The following is a 23,156-nucleotide window of genomic DNA, read 5'->3' on the forward strand; positions in this document are numbered from 1 at the left end:
CCCCCCCCCCCCCCCCCCCCCCCCCCCCCCCCCCCCCCCCCCCCCCCCCCCCCCCCCCCCCCCCCCCCCCCCCCCGCTGCCCGCCGGCTTCCCGCTCCTGGACGGCACCGAGCAGTGGGGGCGGCTCGACCTGTTCACCGCCGCCGACGGCTTCGGATCCTTCGCCAGCGACGTGGTCGTCACCCTCGACGCCGCCCGCGGTGGCTTCCACGCCCACGACACCTGGCGCAACGACATCGACGGCCGCGGCGGCCTGGTCAAGGCCGGCACGGGAACGCTTGCCCTGACCGGCGCCAACAGCTTCTCCGGCGGGACGCAGGCGCGCGCCGGCGTCCTGACGGCGGGCTCTGCCTCGGCGCTGGGCCACGGCTCGGTCCGGGTGAATGGCGGCACTCTTCGGCTCGAGGCCCCGCAGGGTCTTCGCGTCAAAGGCGCCTATTCCCAGACCGGTGGCGTGCTGGCCGTGCGGCCGCATCAGGGTAAGGACGCCTCACTCCAGGTCGACGGGACCGTGCGTCTCGACGGCAATGCCGTGCTGACGATTCTGCTGGGCGGGAACGCGCAGTTCGCGCCGGGGGGCTCGATCCTCGTTCTGGTCGCGAGCTCGGTACGCGGTACCTTCGGGCGAGTGACCGTCGACGTCGACGGGCTGCGGGCGGTGCCCGAATACACCCCACGCGGTGTCTCCGTGCGCCTGGTCCGCGGCTGATCGGTCCAGGCCGGGGCAGGAAAACGATTTCAAAGGACCGGGCCGGGTCCTCGACCGGGGCCCGGTCCGCCGTCCTCGTGCAGAGACCGCTCAGCGCTGAGTATAGATCACTCCCAGCTTGTCGGCCTCCGTGGCGGCGCGGCCGTGGAACCCGGCGATCTGCCAGCCGGAGGGCGCCGTGCGAGTCACACAGTCCGAGGTGGTCGTACCGCCGGCCAGAATGCGGCCGAGACTGGTCGTGAACCTGACGTAGAAGATCCTCGTGCTGCCACTCGCCGATCCTTCGCATAGATTCACCGACGTCAGGTACTCGCCGCTGCCCAGCGTGAGCGACTGCGCATTCCCGTCGGTACCGCCATGCGTGAGCGAGGTGCCGTTGGCCAGGGTTAGCCCCAAGGCCGTGTAGTTAAGCCGGAGCTGGTGGTGTCAAGCGATCGTCGTCGACGATCTCGATACTGAGGGTGGCCTTGTAGCTGGGACCGTGGATCCGGCCTCTGGCGGTGTTGGCGGCGTAGTTGGAGATCGCGCGTTTGACGACGCGCGGGCTGACCCGACATGCTCGATCTCACGCGACCCCGGTGCTGCGAGTACACGATCTGCGCCCCCCGCGCACCAGACGCCACGCCGTCTTCACCGTCCGCACATACGGAGCCACAACCCGACAGAGTAGGCCACGGCCACCACCCCGATTAGTGCGTGCCCGCCGAACAGAATCCCCAGGTCACCAACCCACAACCAGCAAGATGATCAGATCTTGGCGCAAGTCAGGTCACGCCCAGTCGGCGGCCGCGATCGGCCGCCCGATAGCCTCTTCGGCCTCCGCCCGGGAGACGTCCCGAATGTGGGTGGAGAACGTCCAGAGGTGGCCCTCCAGGTCGAGGACACGGTAGGTCCGGTCGCCGTAGAACTGGTCGGCCGGCTCCGCGTCGATCACCGCGCCGGCCGCACGCGCCCGAGCGCAGTGCTCGTCGAGGCCGCCGGGCAGTTGGACGTGGACCCGCTGGCTGTTCACCCCGCCGATGCTCGCTGGACTGCGCATCCTCGCGGTCCACTCGCCGCCGATCATGATGCGCCCGCGGCCCGCGCAACTCATCTCGTAGTGGCACATCTCGGGAGCGTCCGGCGGCCCCTCGATCTGCATCGTGACGTCAAACCCGAACGCCTTCGTGAGCCAGGCGAGGGCAGCCTTCGGCTCGCGGTACGCGAGACTCGACGTGAAGGTGATGTCGTCCATGGCCGATAATATTTTCCGAAGCTGGAAACGTTATCAAGCGGCGGCACCGGGCTCGCGCGAGTCGAGTAGCAACCGCAGGCAGCGGAATCAACCGATGTGACCCGGGCCGGGCGGTGTGGTTAGAGCCTGCCGATTTCTAACGCGCCGGTTTGATCTTTGGTGTGAGTGTGATCCCGTGGTTGGCGGCGTGGGCAGCGAGGTCGGTGAGGATCCTGATCGGCGTCAGGGCTGGTGGGATCGGGGGGCCGTACTGGTCGAGGAGCTTCTCGGTCTCGCGTGTCGCGGTAGTGACGGTGGCCGCCGAGCACCGTGCTCACCAGCAGCGCGATGCAGGCGCACACCATCAGCCCGCTGCAGCTCCACCGGTCGGCAAGAACCCCCGACGGCACCTCCAGCAGCGGGACGACAGCAGCGTACGCGGTTGCCATGACCGCGACCGTTACACTTGCCCCGCGCGAGGATCCTGCGGCCGACCGCCTGGTCGCCGTGGCGCGTAGCCCGTGGCTGGGACGGGGCCGGGCATGCGGGCACAGCGGCGTAGGGAACCCGACTGTTTCCTACACTCGTCGCCTCTGTGGCTGGTCGGCGCACAGTCCTGGCGGCGGGCGGGACCTAAACGATTTGTGGAGCAGGGCTGTCCCGCCTAGATTTTCGGTTTGTGGAGGTACGACAGTCGCGGACCGTCGGGCCTGCGGTCGACTCCGCCGACGCGCGGCTTGTGCGGGCGCTGCGGGACGGTGATGAGGCGGCCTTCGCCAGGCTGGTCGAGCGCTGGACGCCGACGATGCTCGCGGTCGCGAACAGTTGCGTGCCCAGCCGGGCCGTGGCCGAGGACGTCGTGCAGGAAACCTGGCTGGCTGTGCTGACCGGCCTGCACCGCTTCGAAGGCCGATCACGCCTGCGGACCTGGGTGTTCAGCATCCTGGTCAACATCGCCAGGAGCCGCGGCGCGCGGGAACGCCGCAGCGTGCCGTTCAGCGCCCTCTCCTACGACGAGACCGCCCCGACGGTCGCCGCGGACCGGTTTCTGCCCTCCGGCGACGAGTGGGCCGGCCACTGGTCGGCACCGCCCCTGGCCTGGGATCTGCCGGAGTCGGCGGCGTTGTCCGGTGAGATCCGCAGCCGACTGCGCGCCGCGCTCGACGCGCTGCCGGCTCGCCAGCGCGCCGTCGTGCAGCTACGCGACGTGCTGGGACTCGACCCGGGCGAGGTCTGTGAGCTGCTCGGCCTTGAGCCGGGTAACCAGCGTGTGCTGCTGCACCGCGGACGGGCCAGGCTGCGGCAGGCGCTGGAGGACTACATGAACGAGGCACGCACATGACCCGAGGCACGGACATCGACTGCAACGAGCTTGTCGAGATCGTCACCGACTACCTCGAGGGCACCCTCGACGCCGACATCCACCGCCGCGTCACCGAGCATCTCGACCAGTGCGACGGCTGCGACGCCTATGTCGAGCAGATGCGCGAGACCGTGCGGCTTGCCGGCACGCTCCGCCAGGACGAGCTGCGACCGGAGATGCGCGACCGGCTGCTCGCGGCCTTCCGCGGCTGGAGGACGGACACCACGCCGTCCGCCTGACGCGCCTGCGGTCGAGGTCCTCAGACCGTCGCGGCAGGACGCGCGCGCGGCAGGTGCAGGTCGAGCCAGACGCGGTCACGCAGTGCAATGCCGTCGACGACGATGTCAGCCGGATAGCCCGTCGCCGCCGTGAAGGCGTCGCGTTCCACCGAGCGGAAACGGAATCCGCACCGCTGGTAGAAGCGCAGGTTGTCGAGATCGGCCGCGGCGGTCGCAACCAGCAGCGCGGTCACCGGCACGTCCGCCAGCCGCTCGACGAGCGACTCGACCAGGGCTCGGCCTACCCCCTGCCCCTGATAGGCGGGCAGCACTGCCATGTTCTTGAGCTCGATCCGCTCGGGGTGCGCGGTCGGCACGACCTGGAGATGCCCGACGACCTGGTCGTCGAGGAGGGCGACCAGTACCTGGCCCTGATCGAGGTAGGCGTCGAGCTGCGTGGCCGAGTCCTCGGCCAGCTCGAACAGAGCACGAAGCGCGCGTCGCTCGCCCTGGTGCTGGTGGATGCGCGGCGTGATGGTCATGGGTCTCCCTGGGTGAGGCTCGCCGGGTCGGGGGGCAGGAGAGGTCAGGCGATGTCCCGGACGAGGATCGCGCGGGTGTAGAGGAGGCCAAAGCCGGCATGTTGGACGTTCTGCTGGGACTTCGATCCCGGCTGGGTCGTCACGACGGCGACGTCGCAGCCGGCCGCCGTGGCGTCGGCGATCCTGGCCGCCAGCAACGCCGTCTGGACACCGTGTCGGCGGTGCTGTGGCGCTGTCGCCGCGCCGGTCAACTGCGCGACGTCGGTCGTCATGCGCAGGCTGGCTCCGCCGACGAGCAGTCCGTCGCGGACGGCGGCGTACCGGGCGACTCCGGGGCCCGCCGTCAGATCACGCAGCGCACCCAGCAGAACGTCGGGCGGGAAGTCGTCGTGCGCGGGCACCTCCTGATCGTCCGGGTGAGCTGAGGCGTCCGCCATGACGTCCAGCCACTGTCCGTACTCATCAGATCCGCTGGTCCGGATCACGATGGCGGCCGGCGGAGCCGGGGCCGCGCGGTCATCGAGGGCTCGACCGAGGACGTTCTCGAAAGCGACAAGTCGATATCCTCGCCCGGTCAGCAGCGCGCCGACAGCGGGGTCGGCGAGGTGCGCGAGCTCGACCTGCACGGACGCGCCACGGGCTGCGAACGCGCGCTCGATCTTGGTGAGCTCACCCGCGCTCGGTACCCCGTCGAAACCGAGGCCGGCGACCTTGTTGAACGGCGAGGCGTCCTCGGTGAAGCTCGCGACCCCACCCGCGATGGGGATGACGAATCCCCTGCCGTCGCCCCGGCGACGGCGAGTGGCCGTACTGGTTTCGGTGATCAGTCGAACCTCGGCCCGCTCGATCCGCGCGGCGAGCGCGGTGTCGCAGAACAGCGGGGACGGGCCGGCGAGACGCCCCGGGTCGACCGACCGGCGGTCAGGATGCATGGTGGTCAGCTTGGTGGCCATGGTGCACAGTGCCGCGAACCCTGCCCGGCGTTACAGCCCTGGTCCGAGACTGCGGTATCGGTCTCTCGCCCCGGTTGGCGGGGCCGGCATGCTCAGGGCAGCGGGTGGGGCAGGGTCATGGCGTCCAGGGCGTGTGGGCACGCGCAGGACCGCTCGGTCGGAAGCGCGTCCAACGCATGATGCAGGAGGTCTCGCAGCCTGTCGACGGAGCGGGCGAAGACCTCGAAGACCTGGGCCTGGGTGACCGCGGACTCGACGCCGGACCCCGCGTCGTGGTCGGTGACGATCGCGATCGGGGTATAGCAGAGCGCGAGCTCACGTGCCAGGACCGCCTCCGGATGACCGGTCATGTTGACCAGGGACCAGCCCTGGGAGGCGAAGAACCGGGACTCCGCCCGGCTGGAGAAGCGAGGACCCGGTATGACGACCATGGTCGCGCCGTCGACGATGTCCACGCCGAGCTCGGTCCCGGTCCGCAGCACCACCGCCCGCCCGGCCGGGCAGTAGGGGTCGGCGAAGGACACGTGCACGGCACCGGAGTCGTAGAAGGTCGTCTCGCGTCCGGCCGTGCGGTCGACCAGCTGGTCGGGCAGGACGAAGGCGCCCGGGCCGAGTTCGGGGCGCAGCGACCCCACCGCGGCCGGTGCGATGATCTGCCGAACGCCGATGCTGCGCAGCGCCCAGAGGTTCGCACGGTAGTTCACCCGGTGGGCCGGGAACCGGTGGTCACGGCCGTGCCGGGCGAGAAACGCGACGCCCCGGCCGGCCAGGCTGCCGACGGCGATCCGGTCGCTCGGCTCCCCGTAGGGGGTGTCCACCGGAATCTCGGCCGCGTCGTCGAGGAACGAGTACAGGCCCGTCCCGCCGATCACCGCGATCTCGGCCTTCGTCATTGTCGGCTCCTCCGTGTCGTGACTGACCACGTTTGCCACGCGGTCAGTCGGGATCGCCCGGATCGCTTCGAGCCGGTGCGCGTGGGTGTGAACCGGCCTGGTCGGGATGTGAGCGGTGCGTCAGGACGCAGGTGTGGGGGCACCGGCACCGGCCTGCCGTGCCGGACGTCGAGGTGATCGGCCTCAGGCCCGCAGCGGAGCGTGGGCGAACGCGGCGATGCCCGGGCCGAAACCGACGGTGGCCGTATAGCCGAGTGCCTGTGCGGCCCGGGCCGAGCAGGCGAACACATGGCGGACGTCGCCAGCGCGGAACTCCCCGGTGATCGTCGGCGGTTCGGCGCCGAAGGCCGTGCAGAGCTCCCGTGCCATCTCCCCGACGCTGTGTGGACGGCCGCTGCCGATGTTGAACGCGGTCAGGCGGCGCGCTGGTGCCTCGTGCCAGCGCAGGGCGAGAAGGTTGGCCCGAGCCACATCGGTGACGTGCACGAAGTCGCGGAGCTGGCCGCCGTCCTCGAACACGGCCGGACGCCCACCGCGTTCCAGGGCACTGCGGAACAGGGACGCGACACCGGCGTACGGGGTGTCGCGTGGCATGCGTGGTCCGTAGACGTTGTGGTACCGCAGAGCGACCACGGTGCCGCCGCTGGCCGTCGCCCAGGCCGCCGCGAGATTCTCCTGCGCGAGTTTGGTGGCGGCGTACACCGACCGGGGATCCAGCGGCGCGTCCTCGGTGACGGGCCGGGGTTCGACGGGCTGTCCGCAGGCCGGGCAGAGCGGATCGAACCGGCCGGCGGCGAGGTCGGTATCCCGCCGGGGTGGCGGGCGGACAGGGCCGTGCGCCGGGCACCGGTAGGCGCCCTCGCCATAGACGACCATCGAGCTCGCCAGCACCAGTCGCCGGATGCCGGCCCGGGCCATCTCGGCCAGCAGGACGGCAGTGCCCAGATCGTTGTGCGCGGCGTAGGCCGGGAGATCGGCCAGGTCCACCCCCATGCCGACCATCGCGGCCTGGTGGCAGACCGCGTCGACGCCGTCCAGCGCGGCCCGCACGACGTCCGCGTCGCGGACATCACCGAGCCGGAACTGTGCCCGGGGATCGAGGTCGGGCACGCCGGGTCCGGGAGCGCCGGGCCCAGGGACGTCAGTTCCGGTGATCTCGGCTCCGCGGGCGCTGGTACCGGGGTCGTCGGTGGCGAGGGCGCGGCGGTGGACGCCGGGCAGCAGCGCGTCCAGGACGCGCACCTGAACGCCGGCGGCGAGCAGAACGTCGACGACATGGGAACCGATGAACCCGGCACCGCCGGTGACAAGGACACGCACGCCACCGACGCTAACTGTCAGTGACAGGGCCGAATCTTACGAAGCGCTGACATCGCGCACCCGGCGCACAGCGCCGATCTCCCTCCGACGGCGCACCCGTCGGGCCGCCGCATCCAGCCAGGACGGTCGAGCGGAGGTGGCGGACCGCTGGGCGCAGGGCGGCCGATCAGCTCGCGACGGGCAGATTGACCACGAATCGACAGCCACCGCCCACGTTGTGCACACTGACCTCGCCGCCGTGCGCCTCCGTGAGGGCGCGGACGATGGCCAGCCCCAGGCCCGCACCGGCCCGGTCGGTGTCCTCGGACGGGGACCGGGCGCTCTCGCCGCGATACCCGGCATCAAACAGCCGGCCGAGATCATCGGGAGGGATACCGCCGCACCCGTCGCGGACGGCGAGTTCAGCCCGCCCGTCCGCCACCGAGGCCGAGACGGCGACGGTCCCGTCGCTGGGGGTGTGCCGGATCGCGTTGGCGATCAGGTTCGTGAGGACCCGCTGGAACTCGACCACGTCGACGTCGACGCGGTCGGCGTCATCCACCTCGCCGGTCAGCCGGACGCCCTTGGCCCGCGCGATCGGATCGGCCGTGCCGATCGCCTCGGAGACCAGATCAGCCACCCGGACCTTCTCCACCGTGAGGGCGACCGCGCCGGCCTGCAGCTGGGCCAGCTCGAACAACTCGTCGAGCAGCACGGTCAGGCGCTCGCTGCTGCGCACCATCGTGCGGTGGTAGGCGGCCACGACGGCCGGGTCATCGACGACGCCGTCGTCCAGCGCCTCCGCGACGGCGCGGATCCCGGCGACCGGGGTGCGCAGGTCGTGACTGACCCAGGTGACCAGCTCACGGCGGCTGGCGTCCAGCGCCCGCTCCCGCTCGGCCGCGGCCCGCAGCCGGCGATGGGAGTCGTCGAGCGCCCGGGCGATCACCGCCAGCTCCGCGCTGGGCGGCACGCGGTCGCGGGGACGATAGCCGGGGCCGCCGAGCTGGCCCGCGGCGGCGGCCAGGGCATGAGAGGCACGGGCGACGGGCAGGCCCAGCCACAGCGCCATGGCCGCGGTCACGCTCCCGGACACGGTGACCACCAGGAGCACGACGTGCAGGTCGTGCTGGGACAGGAACATCGCCTTGGCCGTGATCGCGACGCCGGCGGCCATGCCGCTCACCGCGACGGCGACGACCGCCGCCCCCCAGACCCGCAGGGAGGCCCGCCGCAGACGGCACAGCGCCAAGGCGCAGAGCAGCGGGGCGGCGAGGGAGCAGCCGAGCGCGATCGCGCAGATCTGCAGGTTCGGGCCCATCGGTCAGCCCGCGTCCGGAATATCTCGGATCTGCGCACCTGGCGGGGACTGCGTCGACGGCAGGGGCTGCGCGGCCGGCGTACCCGGCCCGCCCGTCCCGGTAGGTAGCGCGATGACCTGCACCGGAAGATCACATCGGTAGCCGACGCCCCAGACGGTGGTCAGCACGGTGGGAGAGCGTGGATCGTCCTCGATCTTCTCCCGCAGCCGACGGATGTGCACCGTGACGGTCGAGCTGTCCCCATAGGTCCAGCCCCAGACCCGTTCGAGCAGCGTCGCCCGGGAGAACGCCACGCCCGGATGGCGCAGCAGGAAGGCGAGCAGATCGAACTCGCGGATCGTCAGGGACAGGTCCTGTCCTTCGCGGGTGGCCGTGCGGGCGGCCAGATCGACGGCGAGCCGGCCCGCCCGCAGCAGCGGGCGGCCGACCGGGCCAGGCGGGGGCTCCTGGGTGCGGCGCAGGACCGAGCGCACCCGCAGGACGAGTTCGCGGGGGGAGAACGGCTTGGTCACGTAGTCGTCGGCGCCCGTCTCCAACCCGAGGATCCGGTCCGATTCGGCGCCGAGCGCGGTGAGCATCACCACGGGCACGGGCCCCAGCTCGCGCAGCCGCCGACAGACCTCCAGGCCCGGTAGCCCAGGCAACATCAGATCCAGGACGACCAGGTCGGGCGGTGTTCGTTCGGCGGAGGCGAGTGCGCCCGGGCCGTCGGCGGCACGATCGACCTCGAACCCGGCCCGGAGCAGGTAACGGCTGACGACGTCGGCGACGGTGACGTCGTCGTCGACGAGCAGGACACGTGCCACCGCCTCACGGTAGACGCCGTGGGAGATCTTCCGCGGGGCGGACGGCTTCCCGTTCGGGATTCGTAATCTTCTCCGGCGGTCGCCCGATGGCCGGCCCACCGCCCGTGCGAGGCATCCCCGTTCCGTAAGAATTCCGGTCACGAACCGTGGCTAGCGTGCCGCGCATGCCCATCGTGAACACCGCCACGGACCCGGCCGGCCCCGCGACCGCAGCCGAGATTCCCGGCGGGATCGACGTCGTCCTGCCATGTCTGAACGAGGCGTCCGCGCTGCCCTGGGTGCTCTCCCGACTGCCGGCGGGCTATCACCCGATCGTCGCCGACAACGGCTCCACCGACGGGTCGGCCCGGCTGGCTCGCGCGCTCGGCGCCGAGGTGGTGACGGTGGCCGAGCGCGGCTACGGAGCGGCGGTCCACGCGGGTCTGCTCGCAGCGCGGGCGCCGGTGGTGTGCTGCTGTGACGCGGACGCCTCGCTGGACCCGGCCGAGCTGCCCCGGATGGTCGCGACGGTGACGGCCGGCGGCGCCGACCTGGTGCTGGGCCGGCGGCGTCCGGTGACGCCGAGGGCGTGGCCGGCGCACGCACGGGTCGGCAACGCGGTGGTGGCGGCTGCCGTGCGCCGGCGGTGCGGGACGGGCGTACGTGACCTCGGGCCGATGCGCGCCGCCCGGCGCACTGACCTGCTGGGCCTTGGGATCATCGACCGCCGGTTCGGCTATCCGCTGGAACTGCTCGTCCGGGCTGCCGCCGAGGGGTGGCGGATCACCGAGACGGACGTCCGCTACCACCCGCGGGCGGGCCGGTCGAAGGTCACTGGCACCGCGCTGGGCACCGTCCGGGCCGTGCGGGACATGACGGCGATCCTCCGGCGCCTGCCGTGACCGAGGCGCGACCCCCAGGTCGCGCGGGGACCCGCCACCTACCGGCAGCCGCCGACCGGCCACCGGACCCGTTCGGCCCGCCGGTTCTGATCGTGATCGCCAAGGAGCCGCTGCCCGGGCGGGTCAAGACCCGGCTGACACCGCCCTACGCGCCGCAGGAGGCGGCCAGGCTCGCCGCGGCCGCGCTCGCGGACACCCTGGACGCGGTGGCCACCGCGAGCCGGACGCTGGGGATCCGGCCTCTGGTCGTCCTCGACGGTCACCCAGGCCCCTGGCTGCCCCGGGAGTTCGCCGTGCGGGCGCAGGCCGACGGGCCCTTCGACGCCCGCCTCGCCGCGGCCTTCGACGCGGTCCGTGGCCAGCCGGCGCTCCTGGTCGGGATGGACACCCCACAGATCAGCCCGGCCGGACTGCTCCAGGCCGCGGCTCACCTCCGCCGGGACACCGACGCCGCGCTCGGCCGGGCGCAGGACGGCGGATGGTGGGCGCTGGGCCTGGGCGCCGCGGACGGCGACCTGGTGCGCGGGGTGCCCACCTCCAGACCCGACACCGGCGCCCGCCAGCACGCCCGGCTGCGCGAGGCCGGCCTGCGGGTGGCCGATCTGCCGGTGCTGCGGGACGTCGACACGGCCGCCGACATCGCACCGGTAGCGACCCTCGCCCCGCACAGCCGGTTCGCGACCGTCGCCGCCGATCTCGGCTCGTGGTCAGCGAACCCGGCCGGCGCCCAGGAGACCACGTGACGGCCCCGGCTGTGCCGACCGCGCGCGGCGCCGGCGTCGCCTCCGACGCGACCACGTTCCGTGACGTGGCGCCCGGCTGCCCGGTACCCGGCGGAACTTTGGTCGACGACTCGGCGATCAGCGGTGTCGCGGACGGTCAGGCGGCGGTGCGCGGTGACCTGGCCGCAGGGCCTGCGACCGGTGGTGACCCGGGCGGCGTGTCGGCGGGCCAGCTCTACGAGCTGGCGCTGCGCGCGCCCGCCGCGCGGCTGTGGGCCCGAGGCCCCGACGGTCGCCGGCCCGTTCCCGTCGACCTGTGGCGGGGAGATCTGGCGCCGGGCGACGAGGTGCTGCTCGACGCCTGCCAGGGACCGACGCTCGACGTCGGCTGCGGCCCGGGACGGCTGGCCGCCGCGCTCACCCGCGGCGGCGTGTCCGCCCTCGGGATCGACGTCACCGAGGGCGCGGTGCGGCTTGCCCGGCGGGCCGGGGCGAAGGCGCTGTGCCTGGACGTGTTCGGTCCGGTCCCTGGCGTCGGATGTTGGCGGGAGGTCATCCTGGCGGACGGGAACATCGGCATCGGCGGCGATCCGGTCCGGCTGCTGCACCGCGCACGGGCGTTGCTGGCCGGGCACGGCCGGATCCTCGCCGAGGTGGAGGGCCCGGGCCGGCCAACCCGGGTCTATCCCGCCAGACTGGAGTGCGCGGGCCTCACCAGCGTTCCGTTCGGCTGGGCCACGGTGGGCGTGGACGGCATCGGGCCGCTCAGCGGGTCCGCCGGGCTGCGCGTCACCGCGGTGACCGCCCGGGCCGGTCGGTACTTCGCCGTGCTCGAACCGCGCGCCGAAGCATGACCGCCGCGGCGACGGACCAGATCGCTCCCAGCACGGTCAGCAGGTTGCGGCCGTAGGGCAACGGGTCGACCGACGGGTTCGCCGGATGACCGACCCGGCCGGACCACAGCGGGAAACTGGCCAACGCGATCGAGGCGGACACGAACGACGCGGCCTGGACCACCGACCGGTACGGGTGCGCGACGAGCCGGCTCAGCAGGACGCCGAGCACGGCGGCGGCGGGTGCCACGAGCACGTCGTGCCCGAGCAGTCCCCCCAGCAGCCAGCGCAGCGTGTGTGCCGGGTGGGTGGCCCTCGGATGCGTCATCAGGCCGGCGATCCCGTAGCCGGCCACGGCCAGACCGGCAGCTGCCACGACGACCCGGACGCGGGCGGCGGCCCGGACCGCGGTGACGGCCCGAGTGGCCGCGTGGGGCCGGGGCGGATCGTGCCGGACGTGATCATGCCGGCCGGCGGGGTCCGGCGGATCGGAGGGATCGGAGGGATCGGCGCCCGGCGGGCGGTCCGTGGGCGGGTGGCTGGTCACAGCATCACCACTCGGTGCAGCCACTTCGTCTGCAGGACGCCCGGCCGATCCGGGGCGATCAGCCGGGCCGGGTAGCCGTGGTCGAGGGCGAGCGCCTCACCGCCGAGCCGGGTGGCGATCAGCGTCTTCGGATCCCGGGCATGCGGAGGACGCACCACGCTGGTCCGGTAGCCGCCGCGGCGCTCCAGCGACTCCACCCGCACCGTCGCGTGCGCCGGTACCCCGGCGCGATCGAGCAGGTCGGCGAGGCGCACGCCGGTCCAGGTGGCGTCCGCCGCCCAGCCCTCGACACAGGTGATCGGCAGTCGCACCGTGACCACGCTGGACGCGTCCAGCTCCGTCAGCGACAGGGAGAACGACCGGGGGCCGACCACCTCAAGCCGGTAGCTACGGTCGCCCGCGGTGGCGAGAACCCCGGCGGCCTGCGCCGTCCGGTTCACCGGTAGTCCCTGCGGACCGATGCCGGGCTTGCGCGGGGCGAGCAGCACGGTATCGCCGAGACCCGGCACGAACTGCCCGGCGGTCGTCACCGTGATCACTCCGGCGGCCGCGCCCACCGCAAGTCCGAACCCGCGCCGGGACAGCCCGTCGCCGGCCGCTTCGGGGCGGCTGAGCCGGTCGGTCAGGTGCGCCCGCGCCGCCCGGTCCCGGCCGACGTTGGCACGTACCACGGCGATCTTCGCGGCGACGTGCACGATCAGGGCGCCGATGGTGATCCAGGCGACCCAGTAGTGCGTGACGGTGAAGAAGAACCCGAACGGATACCACTGTGCGATGTTGGCGATCCCGGTCACCAGCTGGAAGATCGCCCCGGCTATCAGCGGGACGACCGAGATCCGCTCGGCCGCGTGCGCGACGCCACGCACCGGCGGCCATTCCCACAGCCGCGGGTACACCGTCCACAGTTTCGCCAGCAACAGCGGCACGCTCACCAGACCGCTGGTCACATGCAGCCCCTGGGTGAACCGGTAGAGCCAGACCGGCCGGGACGGCCAGTCCAGCCAGCCCGGCGGATGCTGCATGAAGTGGGACACGATCCCCGTCACGAACGCTGTGCCGAACGTGACGCCGAGCCAGATGCCGAGCAGCGACGCCACCCGCGGATCGTGCAGGCGGCTGGTGAAAGCCTCGGGCCGCACCGGCCCGAGGCGCGGCCACCGTACTCGCGCCGTCCGCCGAAGGGACACGGGCCGTAGAGGGGACGCCAGCCGTCGCAGAGACGCCGGGCGTCGAAGGTGCACCGGCCGCCGTCGGTCGCGCAGGTCCATGTCCGGACGGTAAGTGGGCCGATCTTCCGAAAGACCTGATCGTTTCCTTACGATCCGCGGATGCCGCGCCGGCTCGGCGTCCGCGGCCGATCCGGCCCGGCAGGCTCGGATCCGTGGCCGTCCTCTCGAATCTGCGCAAGCGCGACTCGACCCCGCATCCGTGTCCCGCGATGCCGCGGCCCGGCGACGCGTCGAACAGCGAGCGCCACTCGTCGACACCCGCCCGGTCCCGGACCGCCGGACGTTACCAGCTGATCGGCGCCGGCGCGCTGCTGGCGGGAGCCCTGGCACTTGAGGCGGCGGTGATCGCGCAGCCGGGCCCGCTGCCGGGCGGCCCGGCGGTTCTCTACCTGGTTCTCGGCTGGTGGGCCGTGGCCGCCCTCGCGGTGGCCGCGCTGGTGCGGGCGGCGCCGCGGCGCGGCATGCTCCTGCTGCTGGTGGCCGGGGCGGTGGCGGTCCACGTCCTCGCCGTCACCTCAGGGCCGAGGATGAGCGATGACCTGTACCGCTACGCGTGGGACGGCAAGGTGTCCAGCGCCGGCATCGACCCGTACCGCTACGCGACTGATTCCCCGGCGCTCGCGTCACAGCGGGACCACTGGCTGTGGCCCGACCCGGCCGGCTGTGCCCGGCTTGACCGGCGGCCCGGGTGCACGAGGATCAACTATTCGACGGCGCACACGATCTACCCGCCGGTCGCGCAGGCCTACTTCACCGCCGTGCACTCTCTGCCGGGCCCGCCCCGCGAGCACCGTCTACAGCTTTACGCGGCGCTGCTGTCACTGTCGACGACCCTGCTGCTGATCCGGGTGCTACCTCGATTCGGCCGGCATCCGGGCCTCGCGGTCGCCTACGCCTGGGGACCGTCCGCCGGACTCGACGTCGGGATGGACGCCCACGTCGACATCCTCGCCGTCCTCGCCGCCACCGCCGCGCTGGCGCTGCTCCGCCGACCCGGGCCGGCCCCGGTCGCGACCACCGGAGGTGACCCGGACGGATCGCACCAGGGTGGCTTCCCGAGGGCCCGCCCGCGTGGTCAGCGCGTGCCGCTGGCCGCGGGTGCGCTGCTGGGCGCCGCCGTGGCGGTCAAGCTCTATCCCGCGCTGCTGATTCCCGCCGCCGCCCGGCGACGGGCCGTGGTCGTCCTCGCGGCGGCCGGGGTCGTGGTCCTGTCCTACCTGCCGCACGTCGCTGTGGTCGGCACCGCGGTCGTGGGCTTCCTGCCCCGGTATCTGAGCGTGGAGGGCTACAACGAAGGGCACCGGTTCCTGCTGCTCGGCCTGCTCGGCCTGACCGGAACGGCGGCGAAGGCCGTAGCCGTGGCCGTGGTCGGATCCGTGGCACTCGTCGTCTGGCGCACCGATCCGGCCGGGGTCCCGGTCGAACGCGCGGCCCTGTGGGTGCTCGGCACCGCGTTCCTCGTCGCCACTCCGGCCCAGCCCTGGTACGGAATCCTGCTGGTGGTCCTCGCCATCCTCGCCGGACGCCTGGAATGGATCGCGGTCGCCGTCGGCCCCTACGTCCTGTACATGGCACTGTTCCGGGACCTCGCCGTCGCCGACCTGTACGCCCGCCCCGGCGGCTACGTCCTCGGCGCCGTGATCGTCGCGCTCATCGCGCTGGCCCGCCAGATGGCCCTCCTTGACAGGAGTCCCCGGTTCAGGTCGACGACGCCCAGCGCCTACAGGACGTCCAGAGCGAGGAGAGGCCCTAAAGATCGTCATATCGTGCGGGAGTTGGCCAGAGAGTCGATGACCCACGATGTGCGGGTCGCCGCCCTGCGCATGTATGCCGCGTTCAATGCCCATGATCATGCCGCCGCAGAAGAGATCTTCACGGCGGATTTCTACAGCCATCCACTGGGCACCACGGGCCCACAGAGCATCACCCGAGCGTGGCAACGTCTCCACGAGATGTTCCCAGACGCCCAGGTCGTGATCGAGGACATGGTCGTCGAAGGAGACACCGCTGCTGTCCGCACCAGCGTGCGTGGCGTCCCAGACCGGCAGCCACCGACCATGCTGGAGATTTTCCGCGTGCGAAACGGGCGCATCGCTGAACTATGGGGCCTGTCATCCCTGCGACGTGACCCCTGAGGCTTCCTCGCGGACGCCTCACCGCCCGCGGATCGATTGCTGTCTTCCTGCATAACCCGCCACCGAGGCCACAGCTGCCCATACGGCCTTCTCGGAGACGACCCCCCACTGCCTTTGACCTCCGTGGGCAACCTCGCCAACCGGCTGGCCGCACTGGGCGACCAGCTCGCCAACAAGGGCGAACTGCCAGCACGAACTCGCTATCCTCGCCCGATCCCTACACCTGGAGCGCTGCTCAGATAGACACGAACTCCCAGGACCGGCCGCACATTGACAACCGATCCCTCCAAGAACTAGGTCAGGTCCGTCAGGTTCACCGCGTCGGCCAGGGCTCGGGCGCCGACGTCCGAGAGATGCACACCGTCGCCTGCGTCGAACTGGCGGGCCAGGCGGGTGGGATCGTGCGGGGCGGCCACGGCGGCGGCGAAGTCGGCGGCGGGCCACTCGTCCTGCGTGGTGACGGTGTGGTTGACGGACTGACGGATGTCCTCGTTGCCGTCCGCGCGAAACGATGCGTACACGCTGGCGCCGAACGGGGTGATGGTGCCCAGAATGGCCTGGATACCGTGGTTGCGGGCCCGGTCGGCCAGCGTGAAAAGCCCCTGGGTGATGTCGTCGGCGGACGGGTGGTCTGGTCCTGCGATGTCGTTGATACCAGCCATGATCACCACATGGGTTGCTTCGGTGATGCCGAGCACGTCCCGGTCGAACCGGTCGATCATGGACGGCCCCACTCCCGGTTTCAGCAGACGATTCGCACCGATACCCGCGTTCAGCACGATGGCATCTCCGATTCCCGCGGCGATCAGCCGGCGCTGCAGGTGGTCGGGGTAGCGCTGCTCGCGGTCGACGGTAGTTCCATCGCCGCGGGTGATCGAATCGCCCAGGGCAAGGACTGTCGGACGTTTCGCTGGCGCGTCCGTGAGAACCCGGGTGATCCAGTAGAGCGAGGGGAAGGTTTCGGCGTCCGTCATCGTGGACCGGGATCGTTGGTCGCCGGGCGCGACGCCGCCGGTCCGCTGCGCGGAGTGCAGGAAGGCACCCGGCCGGGCGGCTCCCGCGGTGAAGCAGCTGACCAGCAGGTCGGCGCCGGCAGCGGTCGGCAGGTCGACCGGGTCGCTTGTCACTGTCTCACCGGGCGGGATCTCCCAGCGTGCGCGGCCATGGCGGAGAACGGGCAGGACGGCCCCGGCCGGGCCGTCGCTCACCGTCACCCCCTCGAACACCAGGGGCGTGCGCCCGAACTCGTTGCTCAGTACCAGCCGCAGGGCCGTACCTCCGCGTCGCAACCGGATCGACTGCCGCACCGTCTGGCCGGCGAAGACGCGGGGCTGCGGGACGAACGGGGGCGTCTCGTCCGGATCGGCCAGGGCGGCGAGATGGGCGGTGGTCCATGGGCCTGCCATGGGGCTCCCCTCGATTACCTGAGAGTCGACAACCATCGATGACGTCGATATCTATCGAACACTACGATACCTGTCGGCGTAGGGCGGTCGGTGTCTTAGGCTTGGCAGGTGGACACGACGATCGATGACCGGCATCCGCCGGCTGCGGACCTGCGGTTGTCGACGGTGCTCGCGGCCCTGGCCGATCCCGCTCGCCTGGCCACGGTCCGCGCCCTGGCCACCGTCGGTGATTCGCCCTGCTCCGAGCTACACCACACCACGGGGCTACGGATCAGCCGCTCGACGTTCTCGCATCACCAGCGCATCCTGCGCGAAGCCGGGATCATCCGTGAGCGGATCCACGGGGCCCAACGCATCCTCAGCGTCCGCCGCGACGACCTGGACACCTGCTTTCCAGGACTTCTGGGCGCCATCCTCGACACCTCCGACGCGCTGCTCGGCGCGCCCTGAGCGGAGAGGCCCCCTCGGTCACGCACTCTCCGTTCCGGCCCCGGGGCGGGGTCGGGTTGGTGGCGAGCCGCCAGGCGGCAGCCAGTGCCTATGTCACTGCCGCAGCTCACGGTTCTGCCGTTCAAGTTCACGCAGCCGCGCGCTTTCATCCGCGGTCGGCGGTGGCGCCTCGTCGGCGCGGGCCCGCCGGTAGGTCGCGACCCAGGTTCCAAGCGTACCTTCCAGGATGCCGAGTTCCCGTGCGACATCGGAGATCGCACGGGATGTCTCGATCACCATCCTCACAGCTTCTTCCTTGAACTCGGCCGAGAATTTCCCACGCTTACGCGTCAACTATCCCTCCTTCCGTGATGCCCCTATTCTAGTAGGGGGCACTGTCCGGAAGAAAAGAGGCACCTCACCGCGCCGTCCCGGCTGACTCCCTCGCCCCGCCGGATCACCCACCCGCGGCCCGTCAGACGCCTCACCGTCGGGGTCCGGACGGGACGGGTCTTCTCCGACGACCGTCCGAACAGCATCCGGGACAGCACCGCAACCTGCTCGGACAACCGCGAGATCCGCTCTTCGGTCTCCACCAGCCGCGCCTCGGCCCGCTCGGCACGCCCACGCCAGTACGCCACCTCGGTGACGTCATCGGTGACAGGAACAACAGGCACGCCAACCAGGACGCACCACCAGCACCCTCGATATCAGGAACTACGCCAGACGTATCACGAAGAGCCCACAATCCCCGCAGGCCACCCCTCGGCCACTCCGCCCGACTCACGCCACAGCCACGACACCGCCACAGGACGGAACCAGGCGCCCCACAGCATCACCGAATACTTACGCCGGAGTTTTTTGAGCGTTTCATAATTACCATTACGATAACACAAGGCGCGCCATATTACGATACTCGGTTTCCCTCACGGCTCCACCCCCACAAACCCCGCCAACTCCGCCAGCCCTGAAGACCGTGCCCGCCGCACACTCGTCGCGTCCAAGAGATCCCGCAAGACATGGTGGGCCAGCTTCTGATGACGCAGCCACTCCGGGGTAAGCGTGCGGATATCCTGCATCGCCCAGATGGCCCCGGCGTAGTCCCGCGTCGCCGTCCGGGCTTCGGCGAGCGCCAGCAGGTGACGGGTCCAGGTGGGCAGGGGCAGGTTGTCATCCCGCTCGATGCCCCGGGCCAAGTGCAATGCGTGGGGCGCATCCCCGGCCGTCATGGCGTTCTCCACCGCCATCGTGTCGACGCTAGTGGGAGAGAAGGCGGCCCAGTAGCGGGCGAAGTCGAGGCGCTCATCAGCCACCCGCACGGACGAGGCCCTAGCGATGGACAGGAGTTCCGCCGCCCGGGCCGGGCGATTGTTGCGGGCCGCCGCCGCGGACGCCCCTTTCAGCAGCCGTCCCCACACCGCCAGATGCGTCGGGGTGGCGGATGACAGCTTGGGTTCGATGGCCTCGGCCGCCCGCACCGCGGCCTCTTCGGCGTCGGTGAAGCGCCCTTGCCGGATGAAGGCCCAGCGGTAGCGGTCCACCGCGGAGGCCGCCAGCACCGGGTCATCTGCGGCTTCGGCCGAGGTCACCGCCTGCCGCACCGCCTCGCAGGCCAGGTCCTCGTAGCGCAGCTGCATCAGGACCGAGGCCGTCGTCATGAGCGCCTGGGACAAGAGCCGTCGGGTCTCCCTCCCCGTCTCGTCGTCCCCGGCTTCCACCGCTACGGCCAGGTCTGCCGTCAGTTCCGGCAGGGCCGCGATCACTTCCCCATAGCGAGACTGATGGTAGGCGCGGGTCATACTCAGCAGCCGCTGCCGCAGGACCGGCAGGGCGGGCAGGGCGGGCGGCTCTCCAGCCGGGGTCGGGGACGCCCCCGGCACCAACATCCGCCGCAGCGGCAAGACTTCCAGGTCCGAAGCTTCCATGACCGGCTCCTCCTGCGCTTCCAGCAGCGCCGACGTCGGGACGTTCAAGGCTCGTGCCAGAGCGTGCAGTGACCCCAGCCGGACCCCGTCCTTGGCTCCTGCCTCCAGTTTGCAGACCAAATCCACCGACAGGCCAGCCGCTTCCGCCAGCTGCGCTTGGGTCATCGACCGCCGCCGCCGGATCTGCGCCAACCGCGAGCCCAGTGCCATCTCATCCATCCGGCGTGCCCGCCTCCCATGTCCTGGACGTAGCGTCAGGACCGTTACGGTGCGTAATCCCATCATAGGGTTTGCCGTCCGTTCCCGGACCCATTCCACCCGTCCCAGGATTTGCCCTGCGTGTCCAGGGGTTTGGCGGCGGTATCCCGGACGCGCACGGGTCAAACCGGACGAATCCGCCGCCCCTGGGAAAGGCGCGTCCCTATGACAGCCGCAAGACCTTCCGCCTTCGGCTACATCGCCGTCCAACATGCCGATGAGACAGAAATCGACGAGCACCTCGACCAGCTCACCGCGTATGCAGAGGCCGAAGGCTTCCACCTCGTGGAGGTCTACGTCGACCGCCGCATCATCCCGGGCAGCCTGCTCCGGCCTGCTCTCGAAGTACTAATCACCCAGCTGAAGCAGCATGAAGGCGCCCGGGTGCTCGTACCCACCCCGGACCACCTGTCACCGGCCGCCAGCGTCCGCACCGCCATCCTCTCCCACCTGCATGCCTTGGGTGCCGCCGTGGTGGTGACCGCGTGACCGCCCACCCCTGCGCCCCCGATCCCGGCCTTCATCCGCTGGCCCAGATCCGGGCTGCCCACGGCTGGAGCTACCAGAAGCTGGCTCGCCTCATCGCCCACCGCGCCCGCAGCTATGGCGACGGCATGGCCGCCGAACGCCAGAAGGTCTGGCGGTGGGAGCACCGGGGCGTCACACCCGACCGCCTCACCCAGCGCTGCTTGGCTGATGTCCTCGGTGTGCCGCATGACCACGTGACCAGCCACCCCTGGCCCGCCTGGCTGCCCACGGCCGACCCCGCCCCTTGCGCCCAGGAGATCCAGGCCCTGCGGCGCCATCTGGCGGAGGCGCGGGCGGCACTGGAGGGGATGAGGAAGGCGGTGCGGTAGCGGCGGATTGATGATGAGAGTTGAGGCCTGGAGGCGGTCGAGAGCGGCTGTCCCGCCAGATGGCCTGTCCTGTCGCTTTAAACAAGCGGCTTGACAAGCGCCACAGGATGGATCACTGTACCGAATGATAGTAATGGTCTATCGCGGGGGCGTGGGCAGTGGTGTCAGGCGGCAAGCAGGCGTGAAACTCAACATTTTCTCTATTCCGACCGAGGGTGTGGCGGCTCTCAAGGTGAAGATCGGGGACGTCGGGCTCAAGGTCATCCATCAGGGCGAGATGTCGGGATGGCAGAGCACTTTCTACTTCCTTGAGAATCCGGAACCAGCCCCGATCCCGTGGGTTGAGACGTACGCAGAGTACTTTGAAGACGATAATTTTCCTATGAACCTCATCTACTTCTCCGCGTACATCTTTGAAAAAAATTACAAATGCTATGCCCTGAGTTACGGCAAGGCGCATTTCTATATCCGCCAGTTTTGCGATCACGACTTTGGTATTGAGATTGTTAAGCGAATTGGTGACGATAGTAACACGCTTCAGACCTCCGTGCGTCGTTTCAATAGCAAACGCAAGAAGCAGATCAGAAGCCTAGCCCGCGGAACGGCCCTGGATCTGGAAAGTGGAGAGGCCGTCGAGTACCTCCAGACAGAAATAGCGCTTGACTACCAAGCGCAGTTCGGGCGCTCTGCGAAGTTCGGTTCCTCGATTCTCCTCAACGCACCAATCGAGAGAGAGGGCATCGGCGATCTATTCGATAATATCGATGATGCCCTTACGCAAGAAGCTCGATTCACGCTGCCTCGTACCACCACAATCACAGACCCCGATGAAGTTGCCCGCTACGATGCCCTTCTTCTCGGAGCCATCACCGGCGGGAGCGAAGACGCTCAGTTCACTCATGAGGGCCACGACGTCGTAGGGGTAGATTTTGTCTTCCGGGGAAACGAACGATTTACGCTTACCTGTCGTGGATACAAGAAGCTTGAAGTTGGCGACGGTGAACTTGGAATAGAAGACTTGCGAACCTACATACAGGAGCAAGGAATCCCCAAAGATAAGATCCTGGACATCCGCTTGCGGGTGGAAAACGAAGGCCAAAAGCCATACTCCGGCACGCTCAAGGCGTCGCTCGACTTCGTGGTTGATGGCGAAAATGTCATGCTGACCCAGGGCCGCTGGAGGAGTTTCAATGAAGATTACCTAGACCAACTGCACGCATCAGTTGATGGTATCTTTCTTGAAGCCACTGAACCAGAGTTTGAATACATCATCGGCGAAGAGGGCGCCTTCAACGAAGCAGCTGGTAAGGTCGGGTACGTCAACGCTGACAAGGATTTCTCGGTAATCGCAACGAGCGCCTCAACCCAAGTTGAAGCCTGGGATCTTCTGCGTGAAAGTACCGTGTACGCCGTGAAGCGCGGCCCAGCTCAGAAGGTTGGGTATGTCTGCGACCAGGCAAATAACACGCTTGAGATCATCCGCAATAACGCCAATCTCAAGAAGCTGGACCAGGAGGTCAAGGCTTACTGTCTGTGGTTTATCTTCGCTCGTATGACTCCCATCTCTAAGATCTCAGAAATTGACTCCATCATTCTCAAGCAGAAGATCGATGATTGGGCGAGGCGGTGCAGGGAGCTGGGTATTGAGCCGAGGCTCAAGTTCTCCAGGTGTCCCGCTAGAATCCGGAGCCGCGCTAAGAAGCACGTTTAGACCCTCGGGCTACGATCTAGCGGCCGGCGGCAGCCGGTAGCCGTTCTTGTGAAACGCATCGTCAAAGCCGAAGATGAACTCGTCCTGGTACTGATGGGCACGCACCATCACGAGCGAGTCCATAAAAGACGGGCCGCCCTTGTCTTGGATCAGGCGCGCGATAACCAGATCGTAGGTTGATGGGCGGCATGAATAAAATCAAGGTCACCGGCTTTGTAGCGTTCAACGACACTGCGGGCGACCAAGGCGGCTTCGCGCCTTCTGATCTTCTTGCCGATAGCATTCAGAGATTCGGCAAAGACCCACACGTCCGACCCTCAAAAGCTGCTTGCATACCTTCTTCAAGGATGAGATGAGAAATCAACATCTCCAGCTATCCGAAGCTCTCTTCACCAGCCGCCGCTACTTCGATGCGGCCATCTCGGAACATGGCTGGGGCGGGCTGCCGGGTTCACCTGCCGCAGACGATGCCGAGTCCGCCGGACGGAAGTTTGGGCCCGGCGGAGACTGGAGTTCTGGCCTGCTCGGGGAGGCCGTTGGCTACAGCTGCATCTATCTTTTCACGGCTGCCCGGCAGGTCAGTAGCCTCGGTAAGCTGTTCCTCTACGCCGAGACCGACGAGCGAGCGTGTCACGCCAACTGTGTAAGCCGGAGGTGTACCAGAATCGATCTACCTTAGATCGGGTAGGTCGGAAAAGGACACCGAGTGGCACAGAGCATGAAAATCCGGGCGAACGAGCAGGCCGCGGCGGAGAAGATCGCCGGGGCTTTCAGCCCGGAAACGATCGACGCGTTGGTGAAAGACGCGAAAGCGACGGGTACCCCGATCGTAACTGGTCAGGTGCCGGCTTGATCTTTGGTTAGCTGGTTGCGGGCATCCAGGGGCGGCCCTCGGCGAGTTGGAC

26 protein-coding genes and 1 pseudogene are annotated in these 23,156 nt (G+C 69.6%); 12 read left to right on the top strand and 15 right to left on the bottom strand.

Annotated features, from left to right (window positions below):
• On the top strand, nt 1-709 hold a 709-nt coding region (locus MXD95_RS28570), incomplete at its 5' end, for an autotransporter-associated beta strand repeat-containing protein (RefSeq protein ID WP_285223664.1).
• 90 nt (nt 710-799) lie between these two features.
• On the opposite strand, the gene MXD95_RS17410 is transcribed toward MXD95_RS28570, so the two are convergent.
• Both MXD95_RS17410 and MXD95_RS17415 read right to left on the bottom strand, forming a co-directional pair.
• Nucleotides 800-1,105 (bottom strand): jacalin-like lectin, encoded by a 306-nt coding sequence (locus MXD95_RS17410; RefSeq protein WP_250641706.1) that lies wholly within the window; start codon nt 1,103-1,105, stop codon nt 800-802.
• A 373-nt stretch (nt 1,106-1,478) separates the two neighbouring features.
• The gene (locus MXD95_RS17415) at nt 1,479-1,943 is read right to left on the bottom strand and encodes a VOC family protein (protein WP_250641707.1); all 465 of its coding nucleotides are present in this window, start codon (nt 1,941-1,943) and stop codon (nt 1,479-1,481) included.
• Nucleotides 1,944-2,601: 658 nt separating this feature from the next.
• Here MXD95_RS17415 and MXD95_RS17420 point away from each other — a divergent pair.
• Both MXD95_RS17420 and MXD95_RS17425 read left to right on the top strand, forming a co-directional pair.
• Entirely contained in the window at nt 2,602-3,264 is a 663-nt protein-coding gene (locus MXD95_RS17420; RefSeq protein ID WP_250641708.1) for an RNA polymerase sigma factor, read from the top strand.
• The gene (locus MXD95_RS17425) at nt 3,261-3,524 is read left to right on the top strand and encodes an anti-sigma factor family protein (protein WP_250641709.1); all 264 of its coding nucleotides are present in this window, start codon (nt 3,261-3,263) and stop codon (nt 3,522-3,524) included. The genes MXD95_RS17420 and MXD95_RS17425 overlap by 4 nt, the downstream gene beginning before the upstream one ends.
• 20 nt (nt 3,525-3,544) lie before the next feature.
• Here MXD95_RS17425 and MXD95_RS17430 read toward each other — a convergent pair whose 3' ends face one another.
• The 6 genes from MXD95_RS17430 to MXD95_RS17455 form a co-directional block, all read right to left on the bottom strand.
• Entirely contained in the window at nt 3,545-4,045 is a 501-nt protein-coding gene (locus MXD95_RS17430) for a GNAT family N-acetyltransferase (RefSeq protein WP_250641710.1), read from the bottom strand.
• Nucleotides 4,046-4,089: 44 nt separating this feature from the next.
• Nucleotides 4,090-4,977: a GNAT family N-acetyltransferase gene (locus MXD95_RS17435; protein ID WP_250641711.1), complete on the bottom strand. Its 888-nt coding sequence runs from the start codon at nt 4,975-4,977 to the stop codon at nt 4,090-4,092.
• Between the two features lie 113 nt (nt 4,978-5,090).
• A complete protein-coding gene (locus tag MXD95_RS17440) occupies nt 5,091-5,891 on the bottom strand; it encodes an S-methyl-5'-thioadenosine phosphorylase (protein ID WP_250641712.1) in 801 nt (266 codons plus the stop codon).
• Nucleotides 5,892-6,074: 183 nt separating this feature from the next.
• Complete coding sequence (locus MXD95_RS17445; protein ID WP_250641713.1) at nt 6,075-7,211, bottom strand: NAD-dependent epimerase/dehydratase family protein; 1,137 nt, start codon at nt 7,209-7,211, stop codon at nt 6,075-6,077.
• A gap of 166 nt (nt 7,212-7,377) precedes the next feature.
• Nucleotides 7,378-8,511, bottom strand: a complete 1,134-nt coding sequence (locus MXD95_RS17450) for a sensor histidine kinase (protein ID WP_250641714.1) — start codon at nt 8,509-8,511, stop codon at nt 7,378-7,380.
• Between the two features lie 3 nt (nt 8,512-8,514).
• Nucleotides 8,515-9,318 (bottom strand): response regulator, encoded by an 804-nt coding sequence (locus MXD95_RS17455; protein ID WP_250641715.1) that lies wholly within the window; start codon nt 9,316-9,318, stop codon nt 8,515-8,517.
• 164 nt (nt 9,319-9,482) lie between these two features.
• Between MXD95_RS17455 and MXD95_RS17460 the strand changes: the two genes are divergently transcribed.
• From MXD95_RS17460 to MXD95_RS17470, 3 genes are read left to right on the top strand one after another with little or no spacing between them, the layout of a single operon-like run.
• Nucleotides 9,483-10,199 carry a glycosyltransferase family 2 protein gene (locus MXD95_RS17460; RefSeq protein ID WP_250641716.1) on the top strand — a complete coding sequence of 239 codons (717 nt, stop codon included), beginning with the start codon at nt 9,483-9,485 and terminating at the stop codon, nt 10,197-10,199.
• Complete coding sequence (locus MXD95_RS17465) at nt 10,196-10,942, top strand: TIGR04282 family arsenosugar biosynthesis glycosyltransferase (protein ID WP_308301516.1); 747 nt, start codon at nt 10,196-10,198, stop codon at nt 10,940-10,942. Before MXD95_RS17460 ends, MXD95_RS17465 begins: the two co-directional genes overlap by 4 nt.
• The gene (locus tag MXD95_RS17470; protein WP_250641717.1) at nt 10,939-11,775 is read left to right on the top strand and encodes a class I SAM-dependent methyltransferase; all 837 of its coding nucleotides are present in this window, start codon (nt 10,939-10,941) and stop codon (nt 11,773-11,775) included. The genes MXD95_RS17465 and MXD95_RS17470 overlap by 4 nt, the downstream gene beginning before the upstream one ends.
• On the opposite strand, the gene MXD95_RS17475 is transcribed toward MXD95_RS17470, so the two are convergent.
• Together MXD95_RS17475 and MXD95_RS17480 are read right to left on the bottom strand one after the other, a co-directional pair.
• Entirely contained in the window at nt 11,711-12,301 is a 591-nt protein-coding gene (locus tag MXD95_RS17475) for a hypothetical protein (RefSeq protein WP_250641718.1), read from the bottom strand. The genes MXD95_RS17470 and MXD95_RS17475 overlap by 65 nt on opposite strands.
• A complete protein-coding gene (locus MXD95_RS17480) occupies nt 12,298-13,440 on the bottom strand; it encodes a molybdopterin-dependent oxidoreductase (protein WP_250641719.1) in 1,143 nt (380 codons plus the stop codon). Before MXD95_RS17480 ends, MXD95_RS17475 begins: the two co-directional genes overlap by 4 nt.
• Nucleotides 13,441-13,682: 242 nt before the next feature.
• On the opposite strand from MXD95_RS17480, the gene MXD95_RS17485 reads away from it, so the two are divergent.
• Nucleotides 13,683-15,665, top strand: a complete 1,983-nt coding sequence (locus MXD95_RS17485) for a nuclear transport factor 2 family protein (protein WP_250641720.1) — start codon at nt 13,683-13,685, stop codon at nt 15,663-15,665.
• A 293-nt stretch (nt 15,666-15,958) separates the two neighbouring features.
• On the opposite strand, the gene MXD95_RS17490 is transcribed toward MXD95_RS17485, so the two are convergent.
• Nucleotides 15,959-17,071 (bottom strand): GDSL-type esterase/lipase family protein, encoded by a 1,113-nt coding sequence (locus tag MXD95_RS17490; protein WP_250641721.1) that lies wholly within the window; start codon nt 17,069-17,071, stop codon nt 15,959-15,961.
• Nucleotides 17,072-17,179: 108 nt separating this feature from the next.
• Here MXD95_RS17490 and MXD95_RS17495 point away from each other — a divergent pair, with 108 nt between their 5' ends.
• Nucleotides 17,180-17,521, top strand: a complete 342-nt coding sequence (locus MXD95_RS17495; protein WP_250641722.1) for an ArsR/SmtB family transcription factor — start codon at nt 17,180-17,182, stop codon at nt 17,519-17,521.
• Between the two features lie 93 nt (nt 17,522-17,614).
• Here MXD95_RS17495 and MXD95_RS17500 read toward each other — a convergent pair whose 3' ends face one another.
• The 3 genes from MXD95_RS17500 to MXD95_RS17510 form a co-directional block, all read right to left on the bottom strand.
• Nucleotides 17,615-17,854, bottom strand: a complete 240-nt coding sequence (locus tag MXD95_RS17500; RefSeq protein ID WP_250641723.1) for a transposase — start codon at nt 17,852-17,854, stop codon at nt 17,615-17,617.
• A gap of 23 nt (nt 17,855-17,877) precedes the next feature.
• The gene (locus MXD95_RS28980) at nt 17,878-18,177 is read right to left on the bottom strand and encodes an IS66 family transposase (RefSeq protein ID WP_308301517.1); all 300 of its coding nucleotides are present in this window, start codon (nt 18,175-18,177) and stop codon (nt 17,878-17,880) included.
• Nucleotides 18,178-18,426: 249 nt separating this feature from the next.
• On the bottom strand, nt 18,427-19,644 hold the full coding sequence (locus MXD95_RS17510; protein WP_250641724.1) for a helix-turn-helix domain-containing protein: 1,218 nt from the start codon (nt 19,642-19,644) through the stop codon (nt 18,427-18,429).
• A 204-nt stretch (nt 19,645-19,848) separates the two neighbouring features.
• Between MXD95_RS17510 and MXD95_RS17515 the strand changes: the two genes are divergently transcribed.
• The 3 genes and pseudogenes from MXD95_RS17515 to MXD95_RS17525 all read left to right on the top strand — a co-directional run bounded on the left by MXD95_RS17515 (nt 19,849) and on the right by MXD95_RS17525 (nt 22,251).
• Nucleotides 19,849-20,172: a recombinase family protein gene (locus MXD95_RS17515; protein ID WP_250641725.1), complete on the top strand. Its 324-nt coding sequence runs from the start codon at nt 19,849-19,851 to the stop codon at nt 20,170-20,172.
• Nucleotides 20,169-20,447, top strand: a pseudogene (locus tag MXD95_RS17520) (transcriptional regulator); the annotation flags it as partial. The gene MXD95_RS17515 and the pseudogene MXD95_RS17520, both read left to right, overlap by 4 nt.
• Before the next feature lie 274 nt (nt 20,448-20,721).
• Nucleotides 20,722-22,251, top strand: coding sequence for a DUF6119 family protein (locus MXD95_RS17525; protein WP_250641726.1), 1,530 nt, complete (start codon nt 20,722-20,724; stop codon nt 22,249-22,251).
• 149 nt (nt 22,252-22,400) lie between these two features.
• On the opposite strand, the gene MXD95_RS17530 is transcribed toward MXD95_RS17525, so the two are convergent.
• Complete coding sequence (locus MXD95_RS17530; protein WP_250641727.1) at nt 22,401-22,559, bottom strand: hypothetical protein; 159 nt, start codon at nt 22,557-22,559, stop codon at nt 22,401-22,403.
• Between the two features lie 398 nt (nt 22,560-22,957).
• On the opposite strand from MXD95_RS17530, the gene MXD95_RS17535 reads away from it, so the two are divergent.
• Nucleotides 22,958-23,104, top strand: a complete 147-nt coding sequence (locus tag MXD95_RS17535) for a hypothetical protein (RefSeq protein ID WP_250641728.1) — start codon at nt 22,958-22,960, stop codon at nt 23,102-23,104.
• The last annotated feature ends 52 nt before the right edge of the window (nt 23,105-23,156 follow it).

Origin of the sequence: Frankia sp. AiPa1 (assembly GCF_023243075.1) — a bacterium.
Classification (GTDB): Bacteria; Actinomycetota; Actinomycetes; order Frankiales; family Frankiaceae; genus Frankia.